Genomic DNA, 22,830 nt, shown 5'->3' on the forward strand with positions numbered 1-22,830 from the left:
CACTGCGCTGTCCCGTATCCGCCAGCACAGCGCGGGTTCCACTAGCCTGCGGGCATGTCCGTCGCGCCCTGGATCTCGCTGACCACCGACTACGGCCTCACCGACGGCTTCGTGGCCGCCTGCCACGGGGTCATCGCCCGGATCGCGCCGGCCGCACGGGTGATCGACGTGACCCACCTGGTGCCGCCGGCTGATGTCCGGCGCGGTGCCGCCGTACTGGCGCAGACCGTGCCGCACCTGCCGGTGGGGGTGCATGTGGCGGTGGTCGATCCGGGTGTGGGCACCGCCCGTCGGGGGGTCGCGTTGGCCACCCCGGGCGGACTGCTGGTCGGCCCGGACAACGGGTTGCTGTTGGACGCGGCCACCGCGCTCGGTGGGGTGACCGACGCGGTCGAGCTGACCGAGCCGCGCTGGCTGGCCGCCCAGGTGTCCGCCACGTTCCACGGCCGGGACGTCTTCGCACCGGCGGCGGCCCGGCTGGCGCTCGGCGCACCGCTGGCCGAGGCGGGCCCATCTGTCGACCCCGCCGGGCTGGTGCGACTTCCGGCACCGGCGGTGTCCCGGGACGCCGAGGGCTTCACCGCCGAGGTGCTGACAGTGGACCACTTCGGCAACGTCCAACTTGCCGCGCCGGCCGAGTTGCTCGATCGGTTGCCGGCCACGCTCCGGGTGGGTCCGCCGGGACCGACGCCGGCCCTCGCGGCGGTGCACGGGCGCACCTTCGGCGACGCCCCGGCCGGAGGCCTGGTGGCTTACGTCGACTCGGCCGGTCTGGTGGCGGTCGCGGTCAACGGCGGGCGGGCCGCGGACCTCCTCGCCGCCTTCCCAGGAGACCTCCTGCGGGTATCGGGCTGATGTTCGACTGTGGAATGCTTCTCCGGTGGGTGAGCATGTGGTTCCTGTGGGCTGTCCCTGCTGTGCATCCCGAACCGGCGGGGGGACCTGCCCCGTCTGTTTCTGGACCGACGACGGCCAGACCGACGCCGACGCCGACGCCGTCCGGGGCGGCCCCAACGGCGACCTGAGCCTGACGCACGCCCGCCTCAACTACGCCGTCTACGGTGCCAGCCACCCGCGCTACCAGGACATGGTGCGCACGGCTCGCCCCGACGAGCGCCCCTGACCTCGTTGGAGCGCCCGACGGGGTGAGCGTGGCTCAGCAGACCGGCACGCTGCCGCCGTACACGCTGGAGATGTACGCGTGGCTGACGTACTGGCCACTGGCCAGACGGTTCCAGCGGGTGGTGGTCCGGTAGGGGCCGGCGACCGACTGACCGGTGACGTAGCACTGGATCGGCACATGGGCCAGCCGGGCGGCGAGGCCGCGCGTCGCGTACGACGTGCTGGCCCCGGTGCGGATGTTGAGCGGCCCGTCACCGACGACACCGCGCGGCCCCCCTCCGGTCCACAGGTACGCGACGTCCACCCAGGAGTTGGTGGTCAGTCGCAACCCGTCCCAGAACGTCCCGTCGGCCAGGTCGATGCCGGCCGGGTTGAGCACGGTCCGCCCGAACTGGTCCCGTCCGCCGTTGTAGCCGGACTGGTACGCGGCCTGCGCCTCGGGCCGGCCCTGCGGCAGGTTCTTCCAGTTCTCCCGGACCGACGAGGGGTTCCAGTAGTCGTCGCGGGTGTTCCACGGCCCGACGTCCCAGACCGGGGCGTACTCGCAGCGGGAGCCGCTGGTGGTGCAGACCCGCACTGTGTAGTCGCCGGTGTTCAACGGGGAGAGCCCTCGCCGTGACGGCAGCGCCGCGAAGTGGTCCCGGGGTTGCACGGTACGGCCGTTGGCGGTGAGCTCACCGACCAGCCCGATGCGGGTGGCGTACACCCGGTAGGTGCGGCCGGGCGTGGCGGCGGAGACGGCGGCGTTCGCGTCGGCGGCGAGCCGCACGTCCCGTACCGTCGCCGTGGCGCCGCCGTCGGGGGCGGTGAGCACCACCCGGGTCTGCACCCTGGTGACCGGCCGGTCGAAGACCGCGCCGGGGGTGGCCGCCCGCCACTCCGTCCAGCCGGCGGCCCGCCAGCCGCGAACCTGCGCCTCCACTGTCGCCCCTGCCGGAACTGCGGCGTTGACCTCGGCGCGGACCCGGGTGGCCGGCCGGGCGAGGGTGCGGGGAGCGGTCAGCAGCATCCCCTCGGCGACCGCGCTGTGCGGGCTGCGGGCGCCGCGCCCGTTGGACCGGGCGTCCCGCAGGCGGAGGCCCGCGGCGCTACGCCGGACGTTGACATCGTCGCGGTCGACGATGGTGAGGTCGGCGCTCCACCGTTCGTCGCCGGGTGCGGCGGCGACGAGAGTGATCGGAGCCCCGCCGGGTACGGCCGGGGCAGGGCCGCTGGTGGGCAGCAGCGCTGCGGTGAGCAGGAGTGCGAGGGTGGCGATGAGGGCGACGGATGGGATACGACAAGAGGGTCGCGTCATGGGCATTCTCCTCAGAACCTCCTGACCTTCGCATGTCGGGAGATCAGGAGGAACCTGAGTACAAATAGCGACACATGCGAATCTTGCTCGAAAGAGGGAGGATGGCAGGGTGCCCGAAGGCGACACCGTCTGGAACACCGCGCGCGTGCTGCAGCGTGCGCTGGCCGGCGCGCGGATCACCGGCAGTGACTTCCGGGTGCCGCAGCTGGCGACCACAGACCTGACCGACTGGACCGTCCGCGAGTCGGCCAGCCGGGGCAAACACCTGCTGCTGCGACTCGACGCCCCGACCGGGGAGCACTGGACCCTGCACTCCCACCTGCGGATGGACGGCGCCTGGCGGGCGTACGCCCCGGGGGAACGCTGGAGCGGACGGCCCGCGCACCTGATCCGGGTGGTGCTGCGCAGCCCTGGCGCTGTCGCGGTCGGCTACCACCTGCACGACCTGACCCTGGTACCGACCGCCGACGAGGGCCACCTGGTCGGCCACCTCGGCCCCGACCTGCTCGGCGCCGACTGGGACCCGGCCGAGGCGGTCCGTCGGCTCGCCGACCACCCGGAGCAGACCATCGGCGAGGCGCTGCTCGACCAGCGCAACCTGGCCGGTGTGGGAAACCTCTACAAGTGCGAGGTGCTGTTCCTGCGGGGCGTGTCACCGTGGACCCCGGTCGAGAAAGTGCCCGACCTGCCGGGCCTGGTGGCCCTCTCGCAGCGGCTGCTCGCCGCCAACCGGGGCCGGTGGACGCAGAGCAGCACCGGCTCACTGCACCGGGGGCAGACCAGCTACGTGTACGGCCGCCGCGCCCAACCCTGCCGCCGCTGCGGCACCGCCATCCGTAAGGAGGAGCTCGGCGAACGGGTCACCTACTGGTGCCCGGTCTGTCAGCCCGAGCTGCCGCACCCCTCGTCATCCGGCTGACCAGGCTCTCGACAGACGGAATCCACGGCAGAAACGGACGATTGGGTAATTCCTAACCGGCCGTCGGAGTCGCATGCTGCGGTTGAGTGCTCACCCACCGTCAGCAGAGTGCCGAGGTCCCCCACGCCGGGGTGGCGGACCTCGCGCCCCGAACCGGGGAGAGTCATGGCGATGTTCCGCAGACTCCGCTCCACCTTCTTCGAGCGGACCACCCGCGACACCGACGCCGACAGCCGGGCCGCGTCCCTGCCGACCCCGCGTACCGTCGACGAGGCCGTCGTCACGCCGAGCCTGGACCCGGCCGTCGTGCCCCGCTACTTCGGCCCGGTACCGAACTTCGCCCACAGCCCCCGCCCGACCCGGGGCCCCGACGGGCAGGTGGTGGCCGGGACCGGACTGCGCAAGTTCGTCGACCCACTGCCCGTCCCGGGTCAGCCCGGCCGCGGCGAGCTCGCCAGCCACCTGCCGGTGGCGGTGCCGGACACCATCAGCTATCCGGGCTGCGACTACTACGAGATCGGCCTGCAGGAGTACGCCCAGCGGCTGCACCGGGACCTGCCGGTCACCCGGCTGCGCGGCTACCGGCAACTCAACCTGGGCACCGACCCGGCCGGACACAACACGGTGGCGCCTCCGGATCGGCCCTGGCACCTCGGGCCGATGATCAGAGCCCGTCGGGGTCGACCGGTCCGGGTGAAGTTCATCAACCAGCTCCCCACCGGCCGGTCCGGCGAGCTGTTCCTGCCGGTCGACGACACCGTCGAGGGGGCCGGCCTGGGCCCACTGGACGGCCCGGCGCCGTACCCACAGAACCGGGCCGTACTGCACCTGGCCGGGGCGCAGACCGGTTGGACCAGCGCGGGCAACCCGGGGCAGTGGATCACCCCGGCCGGGGAGATCACCCCGTACCCGACCGGGCCCGGCCTGGCCCACGTGCCGGACATGCCGGCGCCTGGCACCGGGGCCACCACGCTCTACTTCCCGAACGAGCAGAGCGGCCGGCTGCTGTGGTTCCACGACAACACCCTCGGCCTGGCCCGGCTCACCGTCTACGGCGGACAGCTCGCGCTCTATCTGATCACCGACCCGGCCGAGGACCAGCTCGTCGCCGACGCGGTGCTGCCGGCCGACCAGGTGCCGCTGGTGATCGAGGACAAGACGTTCGTGCCGGACGACACCCAACTCGCCGCCGAGGACCCGACCTGGGACCGGGAACGCTGGGGTGCCCGGGGAAGCCTCTGGCACCCGCACGTCTACCAACCCCGGCAGAACCCGTACCGGTCCGGCGGGCGCAACACCACCGGCCGGTGGGACTACGGACCCTGGTCCCGCAACCCCGCCTCCGGCAACGCCCCCGCCGGCGGTTGGGTGCCGAACCCGCACCACGACCCGGTCGGCGCGCCGGACGAGCCGCCGTCGAGCCCCGGCGTACCGCACCCGTCGGCGGTGCCCGAGGCGTACGGCGACACCCCGCTCGTCAACGGCGTCGCCTACCCGTACCTGGAAGTGCGGCCGCGCGCGTACCGGTTCCGGATCCTCAACGCCTGCCTGGACCGCAGCCTCAACCTTCAGCTCTACCGCGCCTGCTCCGACGCGGCGATGTGGACGGCCGACGGGGCGCTCGCCGACCCCGACGCCGGTGAGGTGCCGATGGTGCCAGCCGCGCGGGCGGAGGACCGTCCGGCGGGGTGGCCCACCGACGGACGCGACGGCGGTGTGCCGGATCCGCGCGCCGCCGGCCCGGAGTTCATCCAGATCGGCAACGAGGCCGGCCTCCTGCCGGCGCCGGTGGTGCTGCCGAACCAACCGATCGGCTACCGCTACGACCGACTCGACCCGACCGTGCTGAACGTCGACGGACACACCCTGCTGCTCGCCCCGGGCGAACGGGCCGACGTGCTCGTCGACTTCGCCGCCGTGCCGCCGGGTAGCACGCTGATCCTCTACAACGACGCTCCGGCCCCACTGCCCGGCTTCGACAGCCGCTACGACCAGCACACCGACGCCCCGGACCGCAGCGCCGAGGGCGGCCCGCCCTCGACCCAACCGGGGTACGGCCCGAACACCCGCACCCTCCTCCAGTTCCGGGTCACCGGGACGACCGAGCCGCCGTACGACCTGAGCCGGCTGCGCGAACGGCTGCCCCTGGCGTACGCGGCCAGCCAGCGCCCGCCGATCGTCCCGCAGCCGGCGTACGACAGGGCGTTCGGCACCCGGACACCGGCGCAGACGACGGTGCCGGTGCACGCCTCCACTGTGACGTTCACGCCGACGGCAGGCACCGGCCCGGTGACCCTGCCGATCGCGGTGAAAGCCGCGCAGCAGATCTTCGAGCCGGACCACGGCCGGTCGGCGGGCCGGCTCGGCGTCGGGCATCCCCACGCCGGGCCGCTCACCCCGACGACGCTGCCGCTCGGTACGACCGACCCGGTCACCGAGGTGCTCTTCGCCACCGACCCCGCCGTGCCGGTGGGCTCCCCCACCGACGGCACGCAGCTCTGGCGGATCAGCGGCAACGTCCGGCAGACCGAGCCGTTGCACGTCGCCGGCTGCGACGTGCAGGTGATCAACCGGGTTGGCTGGGACGGCACGCTGCGGCTCCCGCACGGCACGGAGCTGGGCTGGAAGGGGGTCGTCCGGGTCAACCCCCGGGAGGACGTGGTGGTGGCGCTACGCCCGGTCGCGCCGGTGCTGCCGTTCAAGCTGGGAGACAGCGTCCGGCTGCTCGACCCCTGTCGTCCGGCCGGAGCGCGGACCGGGTCGACGCCGATCAGTCCGATCGACGGGCGGCCGGCCACCGTGGTCAACCAATTAGTCAACCTGGGCTGGGAGTACCGCTGGCACAGTCAACTCGCCGGCCACCGCGACGGCGGGATGAGCCGGCCGCTGGTGCTGCGGGTGGCGCCGAAGGCACCGACCGGGCTGACCGCCACACCGGTGTCCGGCTCGGCCACCGCGCTACCCGCGATCGCGCTGGCGTGGACCAGCAACGGCGGGCGTCCCCCCGCCACCAGCCACCTGCTGCAACGGGCCACCGACGCGACCTTCGGCGGCGAGGTCACCACGATCACCGTCGCGGCCGCGGCCACCCGATACACCGACGCGACAGTCACCCCCGGGGTGACCTACCACTACCGGATCCGGGCGGAGAACGCGGTCAGCTACTCGTCCTGGTCGAACGGGGTACCCGCCTCGGTGCACCTGGCCGCGCCGAGCGGTCTCGTCGCGGCGCTCCCGCCGGCCGCCCCGCTGCGGGTGGCGCTGCGCTGGACGAACCGCTCGTTCGCCACCGGCATCGACGTGCAGCGGGCGACCAACCCGACGTTCACCAGCGGCCCGGGCACCACGGCGATCGGGGTCGGCGACAACCACCTGGACGCGACCGTGGCACCGGACACCACGTACTACTACCGGGTGCGCACCACCTACCTGGGCTCCGCCTCCGCGTGGTCGACGGTCGCCACGGTGACCTCGCCGCCCGCGCCGGGAACTCCCACCGGGGTGAGCGCCACCGCCAGCGCACCGGGGCCGGACACCGCGACGGTGATCCTGGCCTGGGAGGCGAGCACACCCGGCGGCCCCGGGGCCGGGTTCATCGTGCAGCGGGCACTCGACCCGGCCTTCGAGCAGGAGACGGCCACCTTCACGGTGACCGGCCGCGGCTTCACCAACACGGGGTTGGCCCGGGGCGTCGCGTACCACTACCGGATCCGGTCGTTCAACGTCGTTGGCACCTCGCCGTACACGGGACCGGTCCTGGTGACGACACCACAGTGACCGCCCCGGGGGGGTGCGTTGTCAGCGCGCTGCCTCTCTCGGAGCGCGTGCGCCGTCAGCGCGTCGGCGCGCGCAGCGGGGTGCCGACGGCCCGCAGCTCGGCGAGCGCCCCGGCGACCCCGTGCAGCAGGTCGGTCGCCTCGGTGAGCCGGTCGGCGGCCGGGTGGGCGGTCTCCGGTCGGGAGTCCTCGGCCAGGTAACCGGCGGCGGCGACCACCAGCCGTTCGTACGCCGCCACCCCGCCCTCCAGTTGAGCGGTCAGCGCGGCGTGCGCCTCGGCCAGCGGTGGTCGGGCGTCGGCCGGGGCCAGCCGTAGCGCGCGTTCGACGCTGGCCACCCGAGCGGCCAGGTCGCGCAGCGAGCGGTCGGCGGCGGCGGCCTCCAGCACCGCCGGCTCGGCCAGCCCGGTGAGTCGGGGGGCCATTCCGGCCAGGGTGAGCGCCGCCCGGTCCAGTCGGGCCCACTGTTCTCCGGCGCTGGTGCCGCGCAGCGCGATCCGGGAGCGGACCCGGCGCACCTCGGCCAGTACGCCCGGGCCGACCGGCAGCCGCTCGACGGCGGCGATCAGTCGGGCCCGAGACCGGGCCGCTGCCTCGGCCGGGTCGAGCGCCGGGGGCGCCGGCTGGGCGGCCAGGGCGCGCACGTCGATCCAGCGCCAGGCGGCGAGCGCCACCGCGCTGCCCGCGGCGCCGGCCCAGGCCGCGTCGGGCAGACCAAGGCCGGCGTACGGAGTCAGCACCGCCGCCGCGCCGCCGAGCCCACCGGCCAGCACGCTCCACCGTCGGGCTGACCGGCGGAGCCGACCCAGCCTCCGGAAGTACCGGGTCCGCTCGTCTGCCACAGTGCCCCCTCGATCCGGTCGTTCAGCCGGCGGCGGTCGGGTCGCCGGTGCCCCGCTCGCGTGCCATGCTGGCGCGCAGCTCGTCCAGTCGGGCGGCGGCCGTCGGGTCGTTGGCCGGGCCGGTCTTCTCGGCCTGCGGGACGGCCGGTCGCTGGGCCGTGCCGCCGAGCTGCTCCCCCGCCATGCTGGACCGGATCTGCTCCAGCCGGGCGGAGCCGGCCGAGTCGATCGTGGCCTTCTGAATTTCCAACATACGGCCCTCGACGGAGTTGCCGGCCAGTTCGGCGCGACCCATCGCGTTGGCGTACCGCCGCTCGATGCGGTCGCGCACCTCGTCCAGCGACGGGGTGGTGCCCGGCGCGGTCAGTGACGACATCGACTCCAGCGAGCGGGCCACCGTCTCCTGCATCTTGGCCTGCTCCAGCTGGCTGAGCAGCTTGGTGCGCTCGGCGAGCTTCTGCTGGAGGATCATCGAGTTGTTCTCGACCGCTCGGCGGGCCTGGGCGGCGGCGCCCAGCGCCTGGTCGTGCAGCGTCTTCAGGTCCTCGGTGGCCTGCTCGGCGGAGACGAGCTGGCTGGCCAGCGTCTGCGCGGACTGCTCGAACCGCACCGCCTCGGCCTCGTCGCCCTTGGCCCGGGCCTGGTCGGAGAGCACCAGGGCCTGGCGGGCGTTGCCCTGCAACCGCTCGACCTCGGTCATCTGCCGAGACAGCTTCATCTCCAGCTGACGCTGGTTGCCGATCACCGCGGCAGCCTGCTGAACCAGCGCCTGGTGCTGCCGCTGGGCATCCTCGATGGCCTGCTGGATCTGCACCTTGGGATCGGCGTGCTCGTCGATCTTCGCACCGAAGAGCGCCATCAGGTAGTTCCAACCCTTGACGAACGGGTTCGCCATCTCCGTGGTATCCCCTCAGTAGCGTCGCTCCCCCACGGCCGGCCGGCTGGACCGACCGACCGTTGCCGGCCGGTCTCCATCGTCCCAGCCGAACGCCAATGAGGCATCCGTACCGGGCGGTCGACAGCACCGGCGGCTCTTCTGAGCAACCCTACGCGGCCGGGGCCAGCCCGCCCATGGTCAACAAAATCGCGGCTCAGGCCGCGCAGACCACGTCCCGGTCGCGCTCGGTCGGGCGGACCCGGGTGCTGCGCAGGGTGGCCTTGAGCGGCGAGTCCTGGCGGACCGAGACGGCGACCTTGCCGTCGGAGGTGACCTGACGGACACCCCGACTGGTGCTCTTGGCCGCGGCTTCGGCCGGCTCGTCCGGCATCGAGACGAGCACCCCGGGCATCTGCTCGGCGAGCGCCACGGTGTCGCTCACCTCACGCAGCAGCTCGGAGAGGCGGGCACCGAGGGCGTCGCAGATCGCGGCGAGCAGCTCGCTCGACGGCTCCTTGTGCCCGCGCTCGATCTCGGAGAGGTAGCCGAGGCTGACGTTGGCGGCGGTGGAGACCTCACGCAGCGTGCGCTGCTGGCCCTGCCGGCGCGCTCGCAGTGCGTCACCGATCACCCGGCGTAGCAGGATCATCGCACCTCCCCCTGAGGGATACCTCGCGCCCGCCGCTGGGCGGCCGGCTGCGGCGGACCGCGCCGACCCCGAACGTCGGAGCCTTCCCGCAACCGTACCCGTTGCGGGCGCGGGCGACATCCCGCCCCGCCCGTCGGTTCGTCGGGACGGGCGCGCCGCCGCCCGTGTGGCGTCGGCTCGGGTGGCTCTGACCGTTTCGGCCCCGGCGTTCACGAGGTTGCGGCGGCCAGCCGCTCGAAGAGCAACCGCAGCGCCTCGATCACCGCCTCGGCTCGGACGTGGTCCCGCCCGCCGCCCAGGTCGAGCTGGCGGACCTCGCTACCGTCCGCTCCGGCGACCGCGACGTAGACCAGGCCCACGGGTTTCCCGTCCTGCGGCTCCGGGCCGGCGACCCCGGTGGTGGCCAGCCCCCAGTCCGCGCCGCACCGCTGCCGGCCGCCCTCGGCGAGCGCCACCGCCACGTCCGGGTCCACCGGCCCCCGGTCGAACAGCAGATCAGCCGGTACGCCAGCCAGCGTCGCCTTCAACTCGGTGGCGTAGACCACGAGACCGCCCCGGTAGACCCCGCTGACTCCGGCGATGTTCACGATCGAAGCGGCGAGCGACCCACCGGTGAGCGACTCGACGGTGGCCAGGGTTTCGTGCCGCTCGGCCAGCCGGTGCACGACCCCCGCCGCCGCACTGCCCACCTCGGTACCGCCCACCCCGTCACCGTTCACCGACATTTCCACCCTCCGTCGCAGAAACCAGTCGTTCCCCACCCACCAGTCCAAAACCCAACCACCCCGACCCACCCCGACCCACCCCGACCCGACCCACCCCGATCGCGGTGATCATGGAGTTGGCGTCTCGACACGCCGTCCGGCAGGGCGACAACCTCATGATCAGCGGCGGAAAGCGGAGGCCCGGGGCTGTCAGCGGGGGCGGCGGAGGCGGAGGGCCTGGGCCACGTAGTCGAAGCCGGTGGCGACCGTGACCAGCACGGCGGCGGCCATGATCCAGGGGCCGACGGCGGCGAGCGCGGCCGGCATCGGCCAGAGGTACCAGGCGATGGCGAGGATCTGGAGCGCGGTCTTGACCTTGCCACCTCGGCTCGCGGCGATGACGCCGTGCCGGATCACCCAGAACCGCAGCCCGGTGATGCCGAGCTCGCGGACCAGGATCAGCGCGGTCACCCACCAGGGCAGTTGGTCGTACCAGGAGAGCAGCACCAGCGCCGCGCCGGTCAGCGCCTTGTCGGCGATCGGGTCGGCCACCTTGCCCACCGAGGTGACCAGCCCGCAGCGGCGGGCGATCCAGCCGTCCACCAGGTCGGTCGCCGAGGCCACCGCGAAGATCAGGCAGGCCGCCATCCGCCAACCTGCGTGGGTCATCCCGGACACGATCACCGAGGCGGCGAAGACCGGCACCAGCAGCAGCCGCAGGGCGGTCAACGCGTTCGCCGCGTTGACGACGGGCACCACGGCCACCACCCGGCCCGGCGTCGACTCCGTCGCCCCGGTCACCGCCGCACTCCGCTCGGGCCGCCGTGGCGTTCCCGGCACCGCACCACCTGGGTCCCCCGCTCCGCTCGGGCCCGCCGTCACCGTGCCGCGCCGGGCGCCGCCGAGATCATCTCATCCGGCACGGCGAGCAGGTCCACCCCTTCGGTGCCGGTCACCGTTGCGCGTACCAGATCGCCCGGGCGCAGCGCGGCCAGGTCGACCCCGCCCTCGACCGGGGCGACGAGGGTGGTGGAACCGTCCACCTCCGGCGCCTGGTGGGCCGCCCGACCCTCCACCACGCCGTCCTCGATCGAGTCGACAAGCACCTCGACGGTCGAGCCGAGCCGGTCCTCGGCCCGCTGCGAGCAGAGCTCGTCGGCGAGGGCGCTGAGCCGGTCGTAGCGCCGCTTGATCGTCGCGGCGGAGACCTTGCCGGGCAGGCCGGCCGCCTCGGTGCCGTCCTCGTCGCTGTAGTCGAACATGCCGATCGCGTCGAGCCGGGCCTCGGTCAGGAACCGGACCAGCTCGTCGACGTCGCCGCGGGTCTCGCCGGGGAAACCGACGATGAAGTTGCTCCGGGCGCCTGCGTCCGGGGCCAGGGCGCGGGCACTCGCCAGCAGCTCCAGGAACCGGTCGGTGGACCCGAAACGCCGCATCCGGCGCAGCACCGGCTCGCTGGAGTGCTGGAACGACAGGTCGAAGTACGGTGCCACGCCCGGGGTGGTGGCAATCGCCTCGACCAGCCCGGGCCGGGTCTCGGCCGGCTGGAGGTAGCTGGCCCGCACCCGGACGATGCCGGTCACCGCGGCGAGCTGGGGCAGCAGCTTCTCCAGGGCGCGCGGGTCACCCAGGTCCTTGCCGTACGAGGTGGAGTTCTCGCTGACCAGCACCAGCTCCCGTACGCCGGTCTTGGCCAGCCACTCCGCCTCGGCGAGCAGCTCGTCGGGCGTACGCGAGACGAAGGCCCCCCGGAAGGCCGGGATGGCACAGAACGCGCAGCGGCGGTCGCAGCCGCTGGCCAGCTTCAGCGAGGCCACCGGACCGGTGTCGAGCCGTCGACGCAGCACCTGGCGCAGGTGTGCCGGGGTGTGCTCGTCGGTGTCGACGACGGTGCGGGTCACCGTGCCGTGGCCGGGAAGCGACACCCCGCTGTCGCGGCGCTGCACCGGGGTCAGCGGCAGCAGCTCGCGCCGGTCCCGTGGGGTGTGCGCGCTGATCTGCTCACCGGCGACGACGGCGTTCAGCCGGGCGGCGATGTCGGGGTAGTCGTCGAAGCTCAGCACCGCCTGGGCCTCGGGCAGGCTGTCGGCCAACTCACGGCCGTACCGCTCGGCCATGCAGCCTGCGGCGACCACCTTGGCGCCCGTTCCGGCGGCGGCGAGCAGGGTCTGGATCGAATCCTGCTTGGCCTTCTCCACGAAGCCGCAGGTGTTGACGACCACCACGTCGGCGCCCTCGCCGTCGGTGGTCACCTGCCAGCCGTCGGCGTGCAGGCGGGCGGCCAGCTCCTCGGAGTCGACCTCGTTGCGGGCACAGCCCAGGGTCAGCAGGGCGACGCGACGGCCGTCGGCGTGGTCAGCGGGAGAAGGAGAGGTGGCAGACACCATCCGAGGGTACCGGGCCGACCGGGTGAGCCCACGCACGCGGGCTGCGGAGACGGTCGACACGGAGGCGAACGTCATTCCGTCAGCGCGCCTCGGCGCCAACCCGGGTCAGCGCGTCGAGCAGGAACACCTCGGTGCCGGCCAGGCCGGTGCAACAGAAGACGGAGATCTGGTCCGCGGTGGTCCGGCCGGGGACCACGCCGGCCAGGATGCCGCCCAGGTCGCGCAACCGCCCGGCGTACGGGGGTGTGGCCGCGAGCATCGGCGGCTGGTAGTCCGCCGCCTGGGCCGGTGAATCGGTGACCAGCAGGTCGGCGGTGTCCAGCAGGTCGGTGCCGAACTCGCTGCGGTCACGCTGCTTGAAACCGACAGCGTTGACGTGCGTGCCGGGGCTGAGGTCGGCGGCGCAGAGCACCGGGGTCGGGCTGGTGGTCGCCAGCACCACCAGGTCCCGCCCGGTGGCGGCCGAGCCCGGATTTGCCACCGCACGGGCCGGCACGCCCAGTTCGACACAGACCCGGGCGGCGAAGGCCTCCCGGCGAGCTGCGGAACGGCTGTGCACGACCACCTCGCGCAACGGGCGGACCGCGGCGGCGGCCCAGACCTGGGTCCACGCCTGCCGACCGGAGCCGATCACCCCGAGGGTGGCGGCGTCGGGACGGGCCAGCGCGTCGACCGCGAGACCTCCCAACCCTCCGGTACGACGGGAGCCCAACTCCTCGCCCACCGCGACCGCCCGGATCGCCCCGGTCCGGGCGTCGTGCAGCACCACCAACTGCTCGCCCTGCGGGTGACCGAAGGTGTCGTAGGAGCGGAAGCCGTACCACTCGCCGACCAGGTGCCCGGCGGTGAGCACCATCCGCCCGCCGCTCAGCGGTACGGCGGCCCGCGGCGGCGCGATCAGGCGTCCCTCGTACGCGGCCAGGAGGGCGGCGCGCATGGCGGCGACCGTGGTGGCGGCGTCCAGCGCGGCGGCGACCTCGGGGTCGGCGTAGAGCATGGTCATGGTGGCGATACTGCAAGTTGAAGTCAGGTAGAGGTCAACGGATCGTGGCGGTGGTCACCGCCCCGCCACCGGGGTCGGTGCTAGCGTCGGCGCCGGCGGCCGGATGCTCGTGGCCGCTCCGGACGAGTGGTGGGCGTACCCGGTCAGGCCAAGACGCCCCGCGTGACGTGCAGACTCGACTCGTCCCGGCGCGGCAGCCCCGGGCGCTTCCGTGAGGTGAACGATGGCCTGGCTCGTACTGGTGATCTCGGGACTGCTGGAGACGGCCTGGGCGATCGCCCTGGACCGCAGCGCCGGCTTCAGCCGGCTGGTCCCGTCAGTGGTGTTCGTGGTGACCCTCCTGCTGAGCATGGCCGGGCTGTCGTACGCGCTACGGGACATCCCCGTCGGCACCGGCTACGCGGTCTGGGTCGGCATCGGCGCGGTCGGCACCGCGCTGGTCGGGATGCTGGCGCTCGGCGAGTCGGCGAGCCTGCCCCGGATCCTCTGCCTCCTGCTGGTGGTCGCCGGCGTGATCGGTCTCAAGATCTTCCACTGAGGTGCCTCCCAGGCAGGCGTGATAGGCCCCCACAGTGGGTAGTGATCGATTCGTCACGACAGGCTCTCACCCGGAGGAAGACATGGCCGACATGCCGAGCACCGCCCGTCCCCGCAGCAACGCTGCCCGCATCCTCACCATCGTGGGCTTCGTCTTCGCGGTCCTGGCCCTGCTGCTCAACCCGATCATCTTCGGCGTGCTCGGCGTCATCGCGGGCGTCGTCGGCGCGGTGCTCGGCGACAAGCCGCTGGGTTGGTACGCCGCCGTGGCGAGCGTCGTCGCCGCGATCATCAGCCTGGTGATCATCGGCGCGCTGATCAACAACTGACCACTCTCCTGTCGCGGGCCCGCCGGAATCCGGCGGGCCCGTCGTGCGTCCAGGATCGACAGTCGCTCAGTCCACGTCGCCGCGCAGGCCGGTCAGGACCTCGTCCAGCTCGTCCGGCTTGACCAGCACGTCGCGCGCCTTCGACCCCTCGGACGGCCCGACCACCCCCCGGGTCTCCATCAGGTCCATCAGGCGGCCCGCCTTGGCGAAACCGACCCGCAGCTTGCGTTGCAGCATCGAGGTCGAGCCGAACTGCGAGGTGACCACCAGCTCCACCGCCTGCACCAACAGGTCCAGGTCGTCGCCGATGTCCTCGTCGATCTTCTTCTTGCTCTCCTGCGCCGGAGCCAGCACGTCCTTGCGGAACTCCGGCTCACGCTGGTCCTTGCAGAACTTCACCACGTCGGCGATCTCGCGCTCGGTGACCCAGGCACCCTGGATCCGGACCGGCTTTGAGGCCCCCATCGGCAGGAAGAGCCCGTCACCACGGCCGAGCAGCTTCTCCGCGCCCGGCTGGTCGAGGATGACCCGGGAGTCCGCGAGGGAGGAGGTGGCGAACGCCAGCCGGGACGGCACGTTCGCCTTGATCAGACCCGTCACCACGTCGACCGAGGGGCGCTGGGTGGCCAGCACCAGGTGAATGCCGGCGGCCCGGGCGAGCTGGGTGATCCGGACGACGGAGTCCTCCACGTCGCGCGGCGCAACCATCATCAGGTCCGCCAGCTCGTCCACGATCACCAACAGGTACGGGTACGGACGCATCTCGCGTTCGCTGCCCGGCGGGGCCTTGATCTCGCCGTTGCGGACCTTGCGGTTGAAGTCGTCGATGTGCCGGACCCCGTTGGCGGCGAGGTCGTCGTAGCGCATGTCCATCTCGCGGACCACCCAGTCCAGCGAGTCGGCCGCCTTCTTCGCGTTGGTCACGATCGGAGTGACCAGGTGCGGGATGCCCTCGTAACCGGTCATCTCGACCCGCTTCGGGTCGATCAGCAGCAACCGCACCTCGTCCGGGGTGGCCCGGGTGAGGATGGACACCAGCAGGGTGTTGAGACAGCTCGACTTGCCCGCGCCAGTGGCTCCGGCGATCAGGATGTGCGGCATCTTGGCGAGGTTGGCCACCACGTAGCCGCCCTCGATGTCCTTGCCGAGCGCCACGACCATCGGGTGGTGGTCGCTGGTCGCCGCGCGCGAGCGCAGCACGTCGCCGAGGGCCACGTTCTCCGGGTCGGTGTTCGGGATCTCCACGCCGACGGCGCTCTTGCCCGGGATCGGGCTGAGGATCCGTACGTCAGGCGACTTCACCGCGTACGCGATGTTGCGGGACAGCTGGGTGATTCGCTCGACCTTGACGCCGTGCCCCAGCTCCACCTCGTACCGCGTCACGGTCGGGCCACGGGTGAAGCCGGTGACGGCGGCGTCCACGTCGAACTGGTCGAACACGCCGGTCAGCGCGGCGATCACTTCGTCGTTGGCCTTGCTGCGGGTCTTCGCGGCGGCCCCGGCACTGAGCATGTTGGCCGGCGGCAGGGTGTAGTCCCCGGACAGCCCGGTCAGCGCGAGCTGCTCGGCCCGGGTCGGGGCGGGCGAGTGCTCCGGCGGCTCGACCGACGGCTTGCGGCTCGCCGGCACCTTCGCCGGAGACTTACGCGGCAGCACCATGGTCTCCTGGAGGTCCGCGCCGTCCAGGTCCTCGAAGTCGTCCGGGTCCAGTGGTGCGGGCATCCGCTTCGCCGGTCGCTTACGCGCCGGCTTGGCGGCCACCTCGTCCGCCTCCTCATCCGCCTCCGGTGCGGCGACCAGCCCACCGGCGAGCAGCCCCAGCCGCTCCGGGATCTTGTTGATCGGCGTCGCGGTCACCACGAGCAGGCCGAAGAGCAGCAGCAGGACGAGCAGCGGCACCGCCACCCACGCGGTGACCGCCCGCTCCAGCAGCCCACCAACGCCCGCGCCGACCAGACCGCCGGCGAAGTCACGCTCCAGCGGGTCGACCGGATCCTGACCGATCTGGAGCAACGCGGCGGTCGACACGAGCAGCGAACCCCAGCCGATCAACCCACGGCCGCGGTGCTCCGGATCGGCCGGCTGACGCATCAGCCGCCACGCGCCGATCATCAGCAGCACCGGTACGACAACCGAGATCGCGCCCAGGAACAGCCGGATCGTGTCGGCCAGTCGCGCGCCGACCGGCCCCGCTCCGGACAACCAGAGCGCCACGGCGCTGAGCAGGGCGAGCCCGAACAGGAGCAGCCCGGCACCGTCCCGGCGGTGCTCCGGGTCGAGGTCGCGGGCCGACGCAGCCTGCCGGCCAGCGGCACGCACCGCCCAGCCCATCCCGTGCGCCAGCCCCATCCACAGTGCACCCACCGCACGGCCGACGTAGACCGCCGGGCCGGGCCGGGGCGGCGTGGTGCGACGTCGGACCGGTGCCCGGGTGGTCTTCTTCGCCGGTTGACGGGCACGACTGTTGGTGCCACCGCGCGGCGACGCGCCGCGCCGCCGGCTCGCCTGAGAGGTACGGCCCGCCATAGAGTCACGGTAACGGTGGGGGCGGGCAGATCCCCGCTTTTCCGGGTCGTGTCCGCGCGTCGCAACACGAACCCCACCGCCGGTCGTGATATCCGCCTCAGAAGGGATGCCCCATGGCGTCGCCGGAAATCGAAGGCGATCCGGACGATCCACTGGCCGGGCACCCCGACTTGCTGCGTCCGCTGACCGGTGAACTGGTCGCCGCGGTGCTCGCTGCCCGGGGCCGGTCCGTCGGTCCGACCCCGGACGGCGACCTCGTCGGCCACTTCGACGACAACCTGATCTGGTTCCTCCGCGTCGGCGGGGACGGTGAGCTGCTCCAGATCCGCACCATGGTCGATCCGACCTTCGGCATCGAACAGGTGCCCGACCTCTACGCGTTCTGCAACTCCTGGAACCACGACCGGCTCTGGCCGAAGGCGTTCGTCCACGTCGCCGACGACGGTCGGGCCCGGGTGTACGGCGAGGTGATCACCGACCTGGAACGCGGCGTGACCCCACACCAGCTCGACGAGCTGCTCGACTGTGGCATCTCCACCGGCTGCCAGCTCGCCGTGGCGGTTCGTCGACTGCCCGGCGCGGTGCCGTCGTGACCGGCCGGGACGAGTTCACCGGCAGCCGCGCCGGCACGTCACCCACCGGTGCCGGCGAGCGGCTCGCGCGGGGCCGCGTACCGGCGCTGGAGGCCGCGCTCGCCGAGGCTCGGGACCTTCCCGACGGCCCGGCCCGGCAGGTGGCCCTGGAACGGCTCGCCGAGCGCGCCAACGCGGCCGGCGACGTCCGGTCCGGGATGGACGCGCGGTTCGCGTTGATCGAGGCGTACCTGCTGCACGGGGAGCGGTGGCGTCTGGTCGAGCCGGTCCGGCGCTGCCGGGCCGCCGCCGACCACCGGCCCGACGTGCTCACCGAGACGGAGACCGGGCTGCTGCTGCGTTACCAGCGGTACGCGGTGGAGGCGCTGCTCGGAACACCCCGGGTCGGGCTGGACCAGACCCGGTCCCTGCTGCACGACCTGGCCCACCGCGTCGGCACGGATGGTCCGGACACACCGACAGTGGCGGAGCTGCACTGCCGGATCGCCGATCATCTGGGCGACGAGCCCACCGCCCGGCACTGGTACGAGCGATGGTCCGGAAAACGGCCGGGCCCGGCCGGCGGCTGCCCGGGCTGCGCCTCGGCCCGCCGTGCCGAGCTGCTGGCCGGCTGGGGCGAGTGGAGTGCCGCGGTCACCGAGCTCGGGAAAGCCGACGGCGACCCGCGGTCCTGCACCGACCAGCCCGAGCGGGATCTGGTCGCCGGTCTGCTGCCGGCACTGCGCACCGGTGAGCCGGAACGGGCGGCGACGGCGCACGTGCGGGCGTACCGCCGGCACCGGCGGGAGCGCGCGGCGTTCCCGCACCTCGCCGCACACCTCCGGTTCTGCGCGCTGGGCGGGCACCTGGAACGCGGGCTGGCCATCCTGGCCGAGCAGTTGCCCCGGTTGGACCGGCCGACCGACGATCTCGCCGCCATGGAGTTCGCCGCCGCCGGGGCACTGCTCTGCGGGCTGGCGGCCGACGCGGGGCTGGGCGTGCGGACGATGCCCCGGCCCGCGTACGGCGAGCGGACGGCCACCGAGTTGGACGTCGCCACGCTCGGGGCGCTGCTGCTCGGGGTGGCGAACGAGCTGGCCGGCAGCTTCGACGCGCGCAACGGCACCGGGCACCACTCCGGACGGATGGCCGCCTGGCTGGCCGAGCGCCCGCTCGCGGCGCCGGTTCCGCTGCCCACCGACGACGAACCTGACGAGCCCGACGACGACCGGTCCGACGTCGAGGCCGACGTCGACACCGAGGCCGAGGCCGAGCTGGGCGAACGCGAACTGTCGGCACTCTCCCTCGGCATGATCACCGGGATCCTGGACGGGCGCGGCGACCGGTACCTGGTGGACGAGGACGAGACGGTGGTCGGCCACTGGGAGGGGACGGTGATCCAGTTCCGGCGGGCCGGTGAACGCGGCGAGGTGCTGCACGCCCGCGCCATGGCCAACCGCCGGCTGCCGGCCGCCCGCCGCGCCGAGGCGTACGCCTTCTGCAACGCGTGGAACCACGACCGACTGCTGCCCAAGGCGTACGCGCACGATCTCGGCACCGAGTTGGTGCTGGCCGGCGACGTGGCCACCGACCTGGCGCACGGGGTCGCCCCGGCGCAGTTACGGGTCCTCATGGACGCCGCCATCGCCACCGGCATCGCGTACGCCGAGGCCGTCGCCGCGCTGCCCTGATCTCCCGGGAACGGCGGACGCCGGCCCACCCCGTTCAGGTGGACCGGCGTCAGCGGGAGTCGCTCAGACCTCGACGACGGTGGGCACGATCATCGGCCGACGACGGTACTTGTCGTTGACCCAACGTCCCACGGTCCGCCGGACGATCTGCTGAAGCTGGTGTGGGTCGGTGATGCCGTCCGCCGCGGCCCGGTTGAGCGCCTCGGTGACCAACGGCACCACCGGGTTGAACGCCTCCGGGTCCTCGGAGAAGCCCTTCGCGGAGAGCGTCGGGCCGGCGACCACCTTGCCGGTGACCGAGTCGACGACCACCGTGGTGGCGATGAACCCGCCGTCACCGAGGATCCGCCGTTCGGTGAGCAGCGACTCGCTGACGTCACCGACGGCGAGGCCGTCCACGTACACGTACCGGCTCTTCACGTGCCCGACCAGGCTGGCGCGGCCCTCGACCAGGTCGACCACGTCGCCGTCCTCGCAGAGCACCACCCGGTCGGCGGCAACCCCGGACTCGATGCCGAGCCGGGCGTGGGCGCGCAGGTGACGCCACTCGCCGTGCACGGGCATCAGGTTGCTGGGCCGGACCACGTTGAGCAGATAGAGCAGTTCCCCGGCGGGGGCGTGCCCGGAGACGTGCACCTTGGCGACGTCCTTGTGCACGACCACCGCGCCGGCCCGCGCGAGCCGGTTGATCACCCGGTAGACCGAGGTCTCGTTGCCGGGCACCAGTGAGGAGGCCAGCACGACCGTGTCACCGGGTGCGATGGTGATGTGCCGGTGGTCGCCGCTGGCCATCCGGCCCAGCGCGCTCATCGGCTCACCCTGGGAACCTGTCGACATCAGCACGATCTCATCCGGCGGCAGCGTGGTCGCCTCGTCGATGCTGATGACCAGGCCGGCCGGGATGTTGAGCAGGCCGAGGTCCCGGGCGATGCCCATGTTGCGGACCATGGACCGGCCGATCAGCGCGACCTTGCGGCCGTGCTCGGCGGCGGAGTCGAAGACCTGCTGCACGCGGTGCACGTGCGAGGCGAACGACGCCACGATGATCCGGCCCTTGGCCTTCGCGAAGATCGAGTCGAGCACCGGCCCGATCTCCCGCTCCGGGGTGACGAAACCGGGGATCTCCGCGTTGGTGGAGTCGGACAGCAGCAGGTCGACGCCTTCGGCGCCGAGCCGGGCGAAACCGGCCAGGTCGGTGATCCGGCCGTCCAGCGGCAGCTGGTCCATCTTGAAGTCGCCGGTGTGCAGCACCAGGCCGGCGGGGGTGCGGATAGCCACCGCGAGGGCGTCCGGGATCGAGTGGTTGACAGCGAAGAACTCACACTCGAACGGGCCGAGCCGCTCGCGGCCGCCCTCCCGCACGGTCAGCGTGTACGGCTGGATCCGCCGCTCGGCCAACTTCGCCTCGACCAGGGCGAGGGTGAACTGTGAGCCGACCAGCGGGATGTCGGGCTTGTGGGCGAGCAGGTACGGCACCGCGCCGATGTGGTCCTCGTGACCGTGCGTCAGCACGATCGCCTGGACGTCGGCCAGCCGGTCCAGGATCGGACCGAAGTCGGGCAGGATCAGATCCACACCCGGCTGCTCGACATCGGGGAACAGCACGCCGCAGTCGACGATCAGCAACTTGCCGTCGTACTCGAAGACGGTCATGTTCCGACCGATGGCGCCGAGCCCGCCGAGCGGGATGATCCGCAGGCCGCCTTCCGGCAGCGGCGGGGGTAGCTCCGCCTCGATGTGCGCCTCGGTCACGCGTCCACCTCATTCTGCGACGCCGTTACTCGACGTCCATCGTGTCGTTCGTTCATTCGGGCAGCTCCAGGCCCGCTGCCGCGAAGTCCGCGCGCAGCTGGGCGATCTCGTCGTCGGTGGCGTCCACCAGCGGGGGTCGCACCGGGCCGGCCGGCAGGCCCTGCGCTGCCAGGCCCGCCTTCACCAGGATCGCGCCCTGGGTGCGGAAGATGCCGGTGAACAGCGGCAGCAGCCGCCGGTGCAGCGCCAGCGCGGTCGGCATGTCTCCCGCGTCGTACGCATCGATCAGTTGTGCGGTCAGCGTCCCGGTGAAGTGCGTGGAGGTGCCGACCACGCCCACCGAACCGACGGCCAGCGCCGGCAGGGTGAGAGCGTCCTCGCCGCAGTAGAAGGCGAGGGCGGTCCGGCTGGTCACCCAGCTGGTTTCGGTCAGGTCGCCCTTGGCGTCCTTGACCGCGACGATCCGGCCGTGCTCGCCGAGCCGCACCAGCGTCTCGGTCTCGATTGGCACACCGGAACGGTGCGGGATGTCGTACAGCATCACCGGCAGGCCGGTGGCGTCGGCGACGGCTGTGAAGTGCCGGACCAACCCCGCCTGCGGCGGCTTGTTGTAGTACGGGGTGACCACCAGCAGGCCGTGCGCACCCGCCTTCTCGGCGGCTGCGGCCAGCTCGATGGTGTGCCGCGTGTCGTTGGTGCCAACGCCCGCGACCACCTTGGCCCGGTCACCGACAGCCTCCACCACGGCCCGGATCAGCTGTTCCTTCTCCGCTTCCGTGGTGGTCGGCGACTCGCCGGTGGTGCCGTTGACCACCAGCGCGTCGTTGCCCTGCTCGTCGACCAGGTGGCTCGCCAGCCGGGCGACGCCGTCGAGATCGAGGGAACCGTCGGAGGTGAACGGGGTCACCATGGCTGTGATCAGCCGGCCGAAGGGGCGGGACGCCGGTCGGGCCGCGGCATCGAGGTGGTCGTGCGTCATACCCTCCAACCTAGCGGACGACCAGCCGGGGCCCGCCGGGGAAGGGCTCAGGACGCCTCGTGCGGGCTGGCCGCCACCTCGGTGCCGTCCGGCAGCGTGGAGATCACGAAGTCGGCGAACACGTTGGGGGCGACCCCCTGCAGCTGGCGGAGGCACTCGACGGCCAGCTCACGGATCTCCACGTCGGCGTGCTCGGTGGCCCGCATCGCGATGAAGTGCCGCCAGGCCCGGTAGTTGCCGGAGACCACGATCCGGGTCTCGGTGGCGTTGGGCAGCACCGCGCGGGCCGCCTGCCGGGCCTGCTTGCGGCGCAGCGTCGGGTTGGGCTCGTCGGAGAAGCGCTGCTCCAGGCCCTCCAACAACTCGGTGTACGCCCGAACACTCGCCTCGGCGGCCTCCACGAACTTCTTGTGCAGCTCGGGGTCGTCGGCGATGACGGCCGGCTCGACCATGGCCGCGTCCCGCTCCGGGACGTAGCGCTGCGACAACTGGGAGTACGAGAAGTGTCGGTGCCGGATCAGCTCGTGGGTGAAGGAGCGGGACACCCCGGTGAAGTAGAAGGTGACCGACCCGTGCTCCAGCACGCTCAGGTGCCCAACCTCGAGGATGTGCGCCAGGTAGCCGGCGTTGGTGGCGGTCGCCGGGTTCGGCTTCTTCCACGACTGGTAGCAGGCCCGACCGGCGAACTCGGCGAGCGCCTGGCCGCCCTCCGCGTCGGTCGACCACGGCACGTCGTCCGGGGCCGCGAATTGGGTCCACGCGATCAACTTGACCTGGGGCTGCACCATGTCCGGCATTCCTGGGACTTTAGTGGTGGGGTGCCGCCCGACCCAACTCAGGCGCGCCCCGTGCAATGTCGATCACTCAG

The 22,830-nt window shown here is 72.7% G+C and carries 20 protein-coding genes and 1 riboswitch; of the genes, 8 read left to right on the top strand and 12 right to left on the bottom strand.

Annotated features, from left to right (window positions below; genetic code table 11):
* Positions 1-54: 54 nt before the first annotated feature.
* Entirely contained in the window at positions 55-855 is an 801-nt protein-coding gene (locus tag ACIBEF_RS14145; RefSeq protein WP_396793762.1) for an S-adenosyl-l-methionine hydroxide adenosyltransferase family protein, read from the top strand.
* Between the two features lie 25 nt (positions 856-880).
* Positions 881-1,123 carry a CPCC family cysteine-rich protein gene (locus tag ACIBEF_RS14150; RefSeq protein ID WP_238671784.1) on the top strand — a complete coding sequence of 81 codons (243 nt, stop codon included), beginning with the start codon at positions 881-883 and terminating at the stop codon, positions 1,121-1,123.
* 33 nt (positions 1,124-1,156) lie between these two features.
* Here ACIBEF_RS14150 and ACIBEF_RS14155 read toward each other — a convergent pair whose 3' ends face one another.
* Entirely contained in the window at positions 1,157-2,419 is a 1,263-nt protein-coding gene (locus tag ACIBEF_RS14155; protein ID WP_396793763.1) for a hypothetical protein, read from the bottom strand.
* A 109-nt stretch (positions 2,420-2,528) separates the two neighbouring features.
* Here ACIBEF_RS14155 and ACIBEF_RS14160 point away from each other — a divergent pair, with 109 nt between their 5' ends.
* Entirely contained in the window at positions 2,529-3,338 is an 810-nt protein-coding gene (locus ACIBEF_RS14160; protein WP_396793764.1) for a DNA-formamidopyrimidine glycosylase family protein, read from the top strand.
* Positions 3,339-3,503: 165 nt separating this feature from the next.
* A complete protein-coding gene (locus tag ACIBEF_RS14165; protein WP_396793765.1) occupies positions 3,504-7,115 on the top strand; it encodes a hypothetical protein in 3,612 nt (1,203 codons plus the stop codon).
* A 55-nt stretch (positions 7,116-7,170) separates the two neighbouring features.
* Here ACIBEF_RS14165 and ACIBEF_RS14170 read toward each other — a convergent pair whose 3' ends face one another.
* The 7 genes from ACIBEF_RS14170 to ACIBEF_RS14200 form a co-directional block, all read right to left on the bottom strand.
* The gene (locus ACIBEF_RS14170) at positions 7,171-7,956 is read right to left on the bottom strand and encodes a hypothetical protein (RefSeq protein ID WP_355009535.1); all 786 of its coding nucleotides are present in this window, start codon (positions 7,954-7,956) and stop codon (positions 7,171-7,173) included.
* Positions 7,957-7,978: 22 nt separating this feature from the next.
* Positions 7,979-8,851 (bottom strand): PspA/IM30 family protein, encoded by an 873-nt coding sequence (locus ACIBEF_RS14175; RefSeq protein ID WP_357195212.1) that lies wholly within the window; start codon positions 8,849-8,851, stop codon positions 7,979-7,981.
* Positions 8,852-9,047: 196 nt separating this feature from the next.
* The gene (locus ACIBEF_RS14180; protein ID WP_357195216.1) at positions 9,048-9,482 is read right to left on the bottom strand and encodes a helix-turn-helix transcriptional regulator; all 435 of its coding nucleotides are present in this window, start codon (positions 9,480-9,482) and stop codon (positions 9,048-9,050) included.
* 209 nt (positions 9,483-9,691) lie between these two features.
* A complete protein-coding gene (locus tag ACIBEF_RS14185; RefSeq protein ID WP_396793766.1) occupies positions 9,692-10,207 on the bottom strand; it encodes a CinA family protein in 516 nt (171 codons plus the stop codon).
* A gap of 189 nt (positions 10,208-10,396) precedes the next feature.
* Positions 10,397-10,987, bottom strand: a complete 591-nt coding sequence (pgsA, locus tag ACIBEF_RS14190; RefSeq protein WP_396793767.1) for a CDP-diacylglycerol--glycerol-3-phosphate 3-phosphatidyltransferase — start codon at positions 10,985-10,987, stop codon at positions 10,397-10,399.
* 77 nt (positions 10,988-11,064) lie between these two features.
* Positions 11,065-12,573, bottom strand: a complete 1,509-nt coding sequence (rimO, locus tag ACIBEF_RS14195) for a 30S ribosomal protein S12 methylthiotransferase RimO (RefSeq protein WP_355009598.1) — start codon at positions 12,571-12,573, stop codon at positions 11,065-11,067.
* Between the two features lie 79 nt (positions 12,574-12,652).
* On the bottom strand, positions 12,653-13,576 hold the full coding sequence (locus tag ACIBEF_RS14200; protein ID WP_396793768.1) for an ornithine cyclodeaminase family protein: 924 nt from the start codon (positions 13,574-13,576) through the stop codon (positions 12,653-12,655).
* A gap of 91 nt (positions 13,577-13,667) precedes the next feature.
* A riboswitch (guanidine-III (ykkC-III) riboswitch) is annotated at positions 13,668-13,739 on the top strand.
* Positions 13,740-13,799: 60 nt separating this feature from the next.
* Here ACIBEF_RS14200 and ACIBEF_RS14205 point away from each other — a divergent pair.
* Entirely contained in the window at positions 13,800-14,114 is a 315-nt protein-coding gene (locus ACIBEF_RS14205; RefSeq protein ID WP_112586602.1) for a multidrug efflux SMR transporter, read from the top strand.
* 82 nt (positions 14,115-14,196) lie between these two features.
* Positions 14,197-14,442: a hypothetical protein gene (locus tag ACIBEF_RS14210; RefSeq protein WP_112586600.1), complete on the top strand. Its 246-nt coding sequence runs from the start codon at positions 14,197-14,199 to the stop codon at positions 14,440-14,442.
* A gap of 66 nt (positions 14,443-14,508) precedes the next feature.
* On the opposite strand, the gene ACIBEF_RS14215 is transcribed toward ACIBEF_RS14210, so the two are convergent.
* Positions 14,509-16,968, bottom strand: coding sequence for a DNA translocase FtsK 4TM domain-containing protein (locus ACIBEF_RS14215; protein WP_396793769.1), 2,460 nt, complete (start codon positions 16,966-16,968; stop codon positions 14,509-14,511).
* Positions 16,969-17,081: 113 nt separating this feature from the next.
* Between ACIBEF_RS14215 and ACIBEF_RS14220 the strand changes: the two genes are divergently transcribed.
* Both ACIBEF_RS14220 and ACIBEF_RS14225 read left to right on the top strand, forming a co-directional pair.
* Positions 17,082-17,561 (top strand): YbjN domain-containing protein, encoded by a 480-nt coding sequence (locus ACIBEF_RS14220; RefSeq protein ID WP_396793770.1) that lies wholly within the window; start codon positions 17,082-17,084, stop codon positions 17,559-17,561.
* Positions 17,562-17,647: 86 nt separating this feature from the next.
* On the top strand, positions 17,648-19,231 hold the full coding sequence (locus ACIBEF_RS14225) for a YbjN domain-containing protein (RefSeq protein WP_396793817.1): 1,584 nt from the start codon (positions 17,648-17,650) through the stop codon (positions 19,229-19,231).
* A gap of 63 nt (positions 19,232-19,294) precedes the next feature.
* Here ACIBEF_RS14225 and ACIBEF_RS14230 read toward each other — a convergent pair whose 3' ends face one another.
* From ACIBEF_RS14230 to thyX, 3 genes are read right to left on the bottom strand one after another with little or no spacing between them, the layout of a single operon-like run.
* The gene (locus ACIBEF_RS14230) at positions 19,295-20,983 is read right to left on the bottom strand and encodes a ribonuclease J (protein WP_196921613.1); all 1,689 of its coding nucleotides are present in this window, start codon (positions 20,981-20,983) and stop codon (positions 19,295-19,297) included.
* A 52-nt stretch (positions 20,984-21,035) separates the two neighbouring features.
* Positions 21,036-21,962, bottom strand: coding sequence for a 4-hydroxy-tetrahydrodipicolinate synthase (gene dapA / locus ACIBEF_RS14235; protein WP_396793771.1), 927 nt, complete (start codon positions 21,960-21,962; stop codon positions 21,036-21,038).
* A gap of 47 nt (positions 21,963-22,009) precedes the next feature.
* Positions 22,010-22,750, bottom strand: a complete 741-nt coding sequence (gene thyX, locus ACIBEF_RS14240; RefSeq protein ID WP_124816891.1) for an FAD-dependent thymidylate synthase — start codon at positions 22,748-22,750, stop codon at positions 22,010-22,012.
* Positions 22,751-22,830: the final 80 nt, after the last annotated feature.

The organism is Micromonospora sp. NPDC050795, assembly GCF_044456785.1.
GTDB lineage: Bacteria > Actinomycetota > Actinomycetes > Mycobacteriales > Micromonosporaceae > Micromonospora.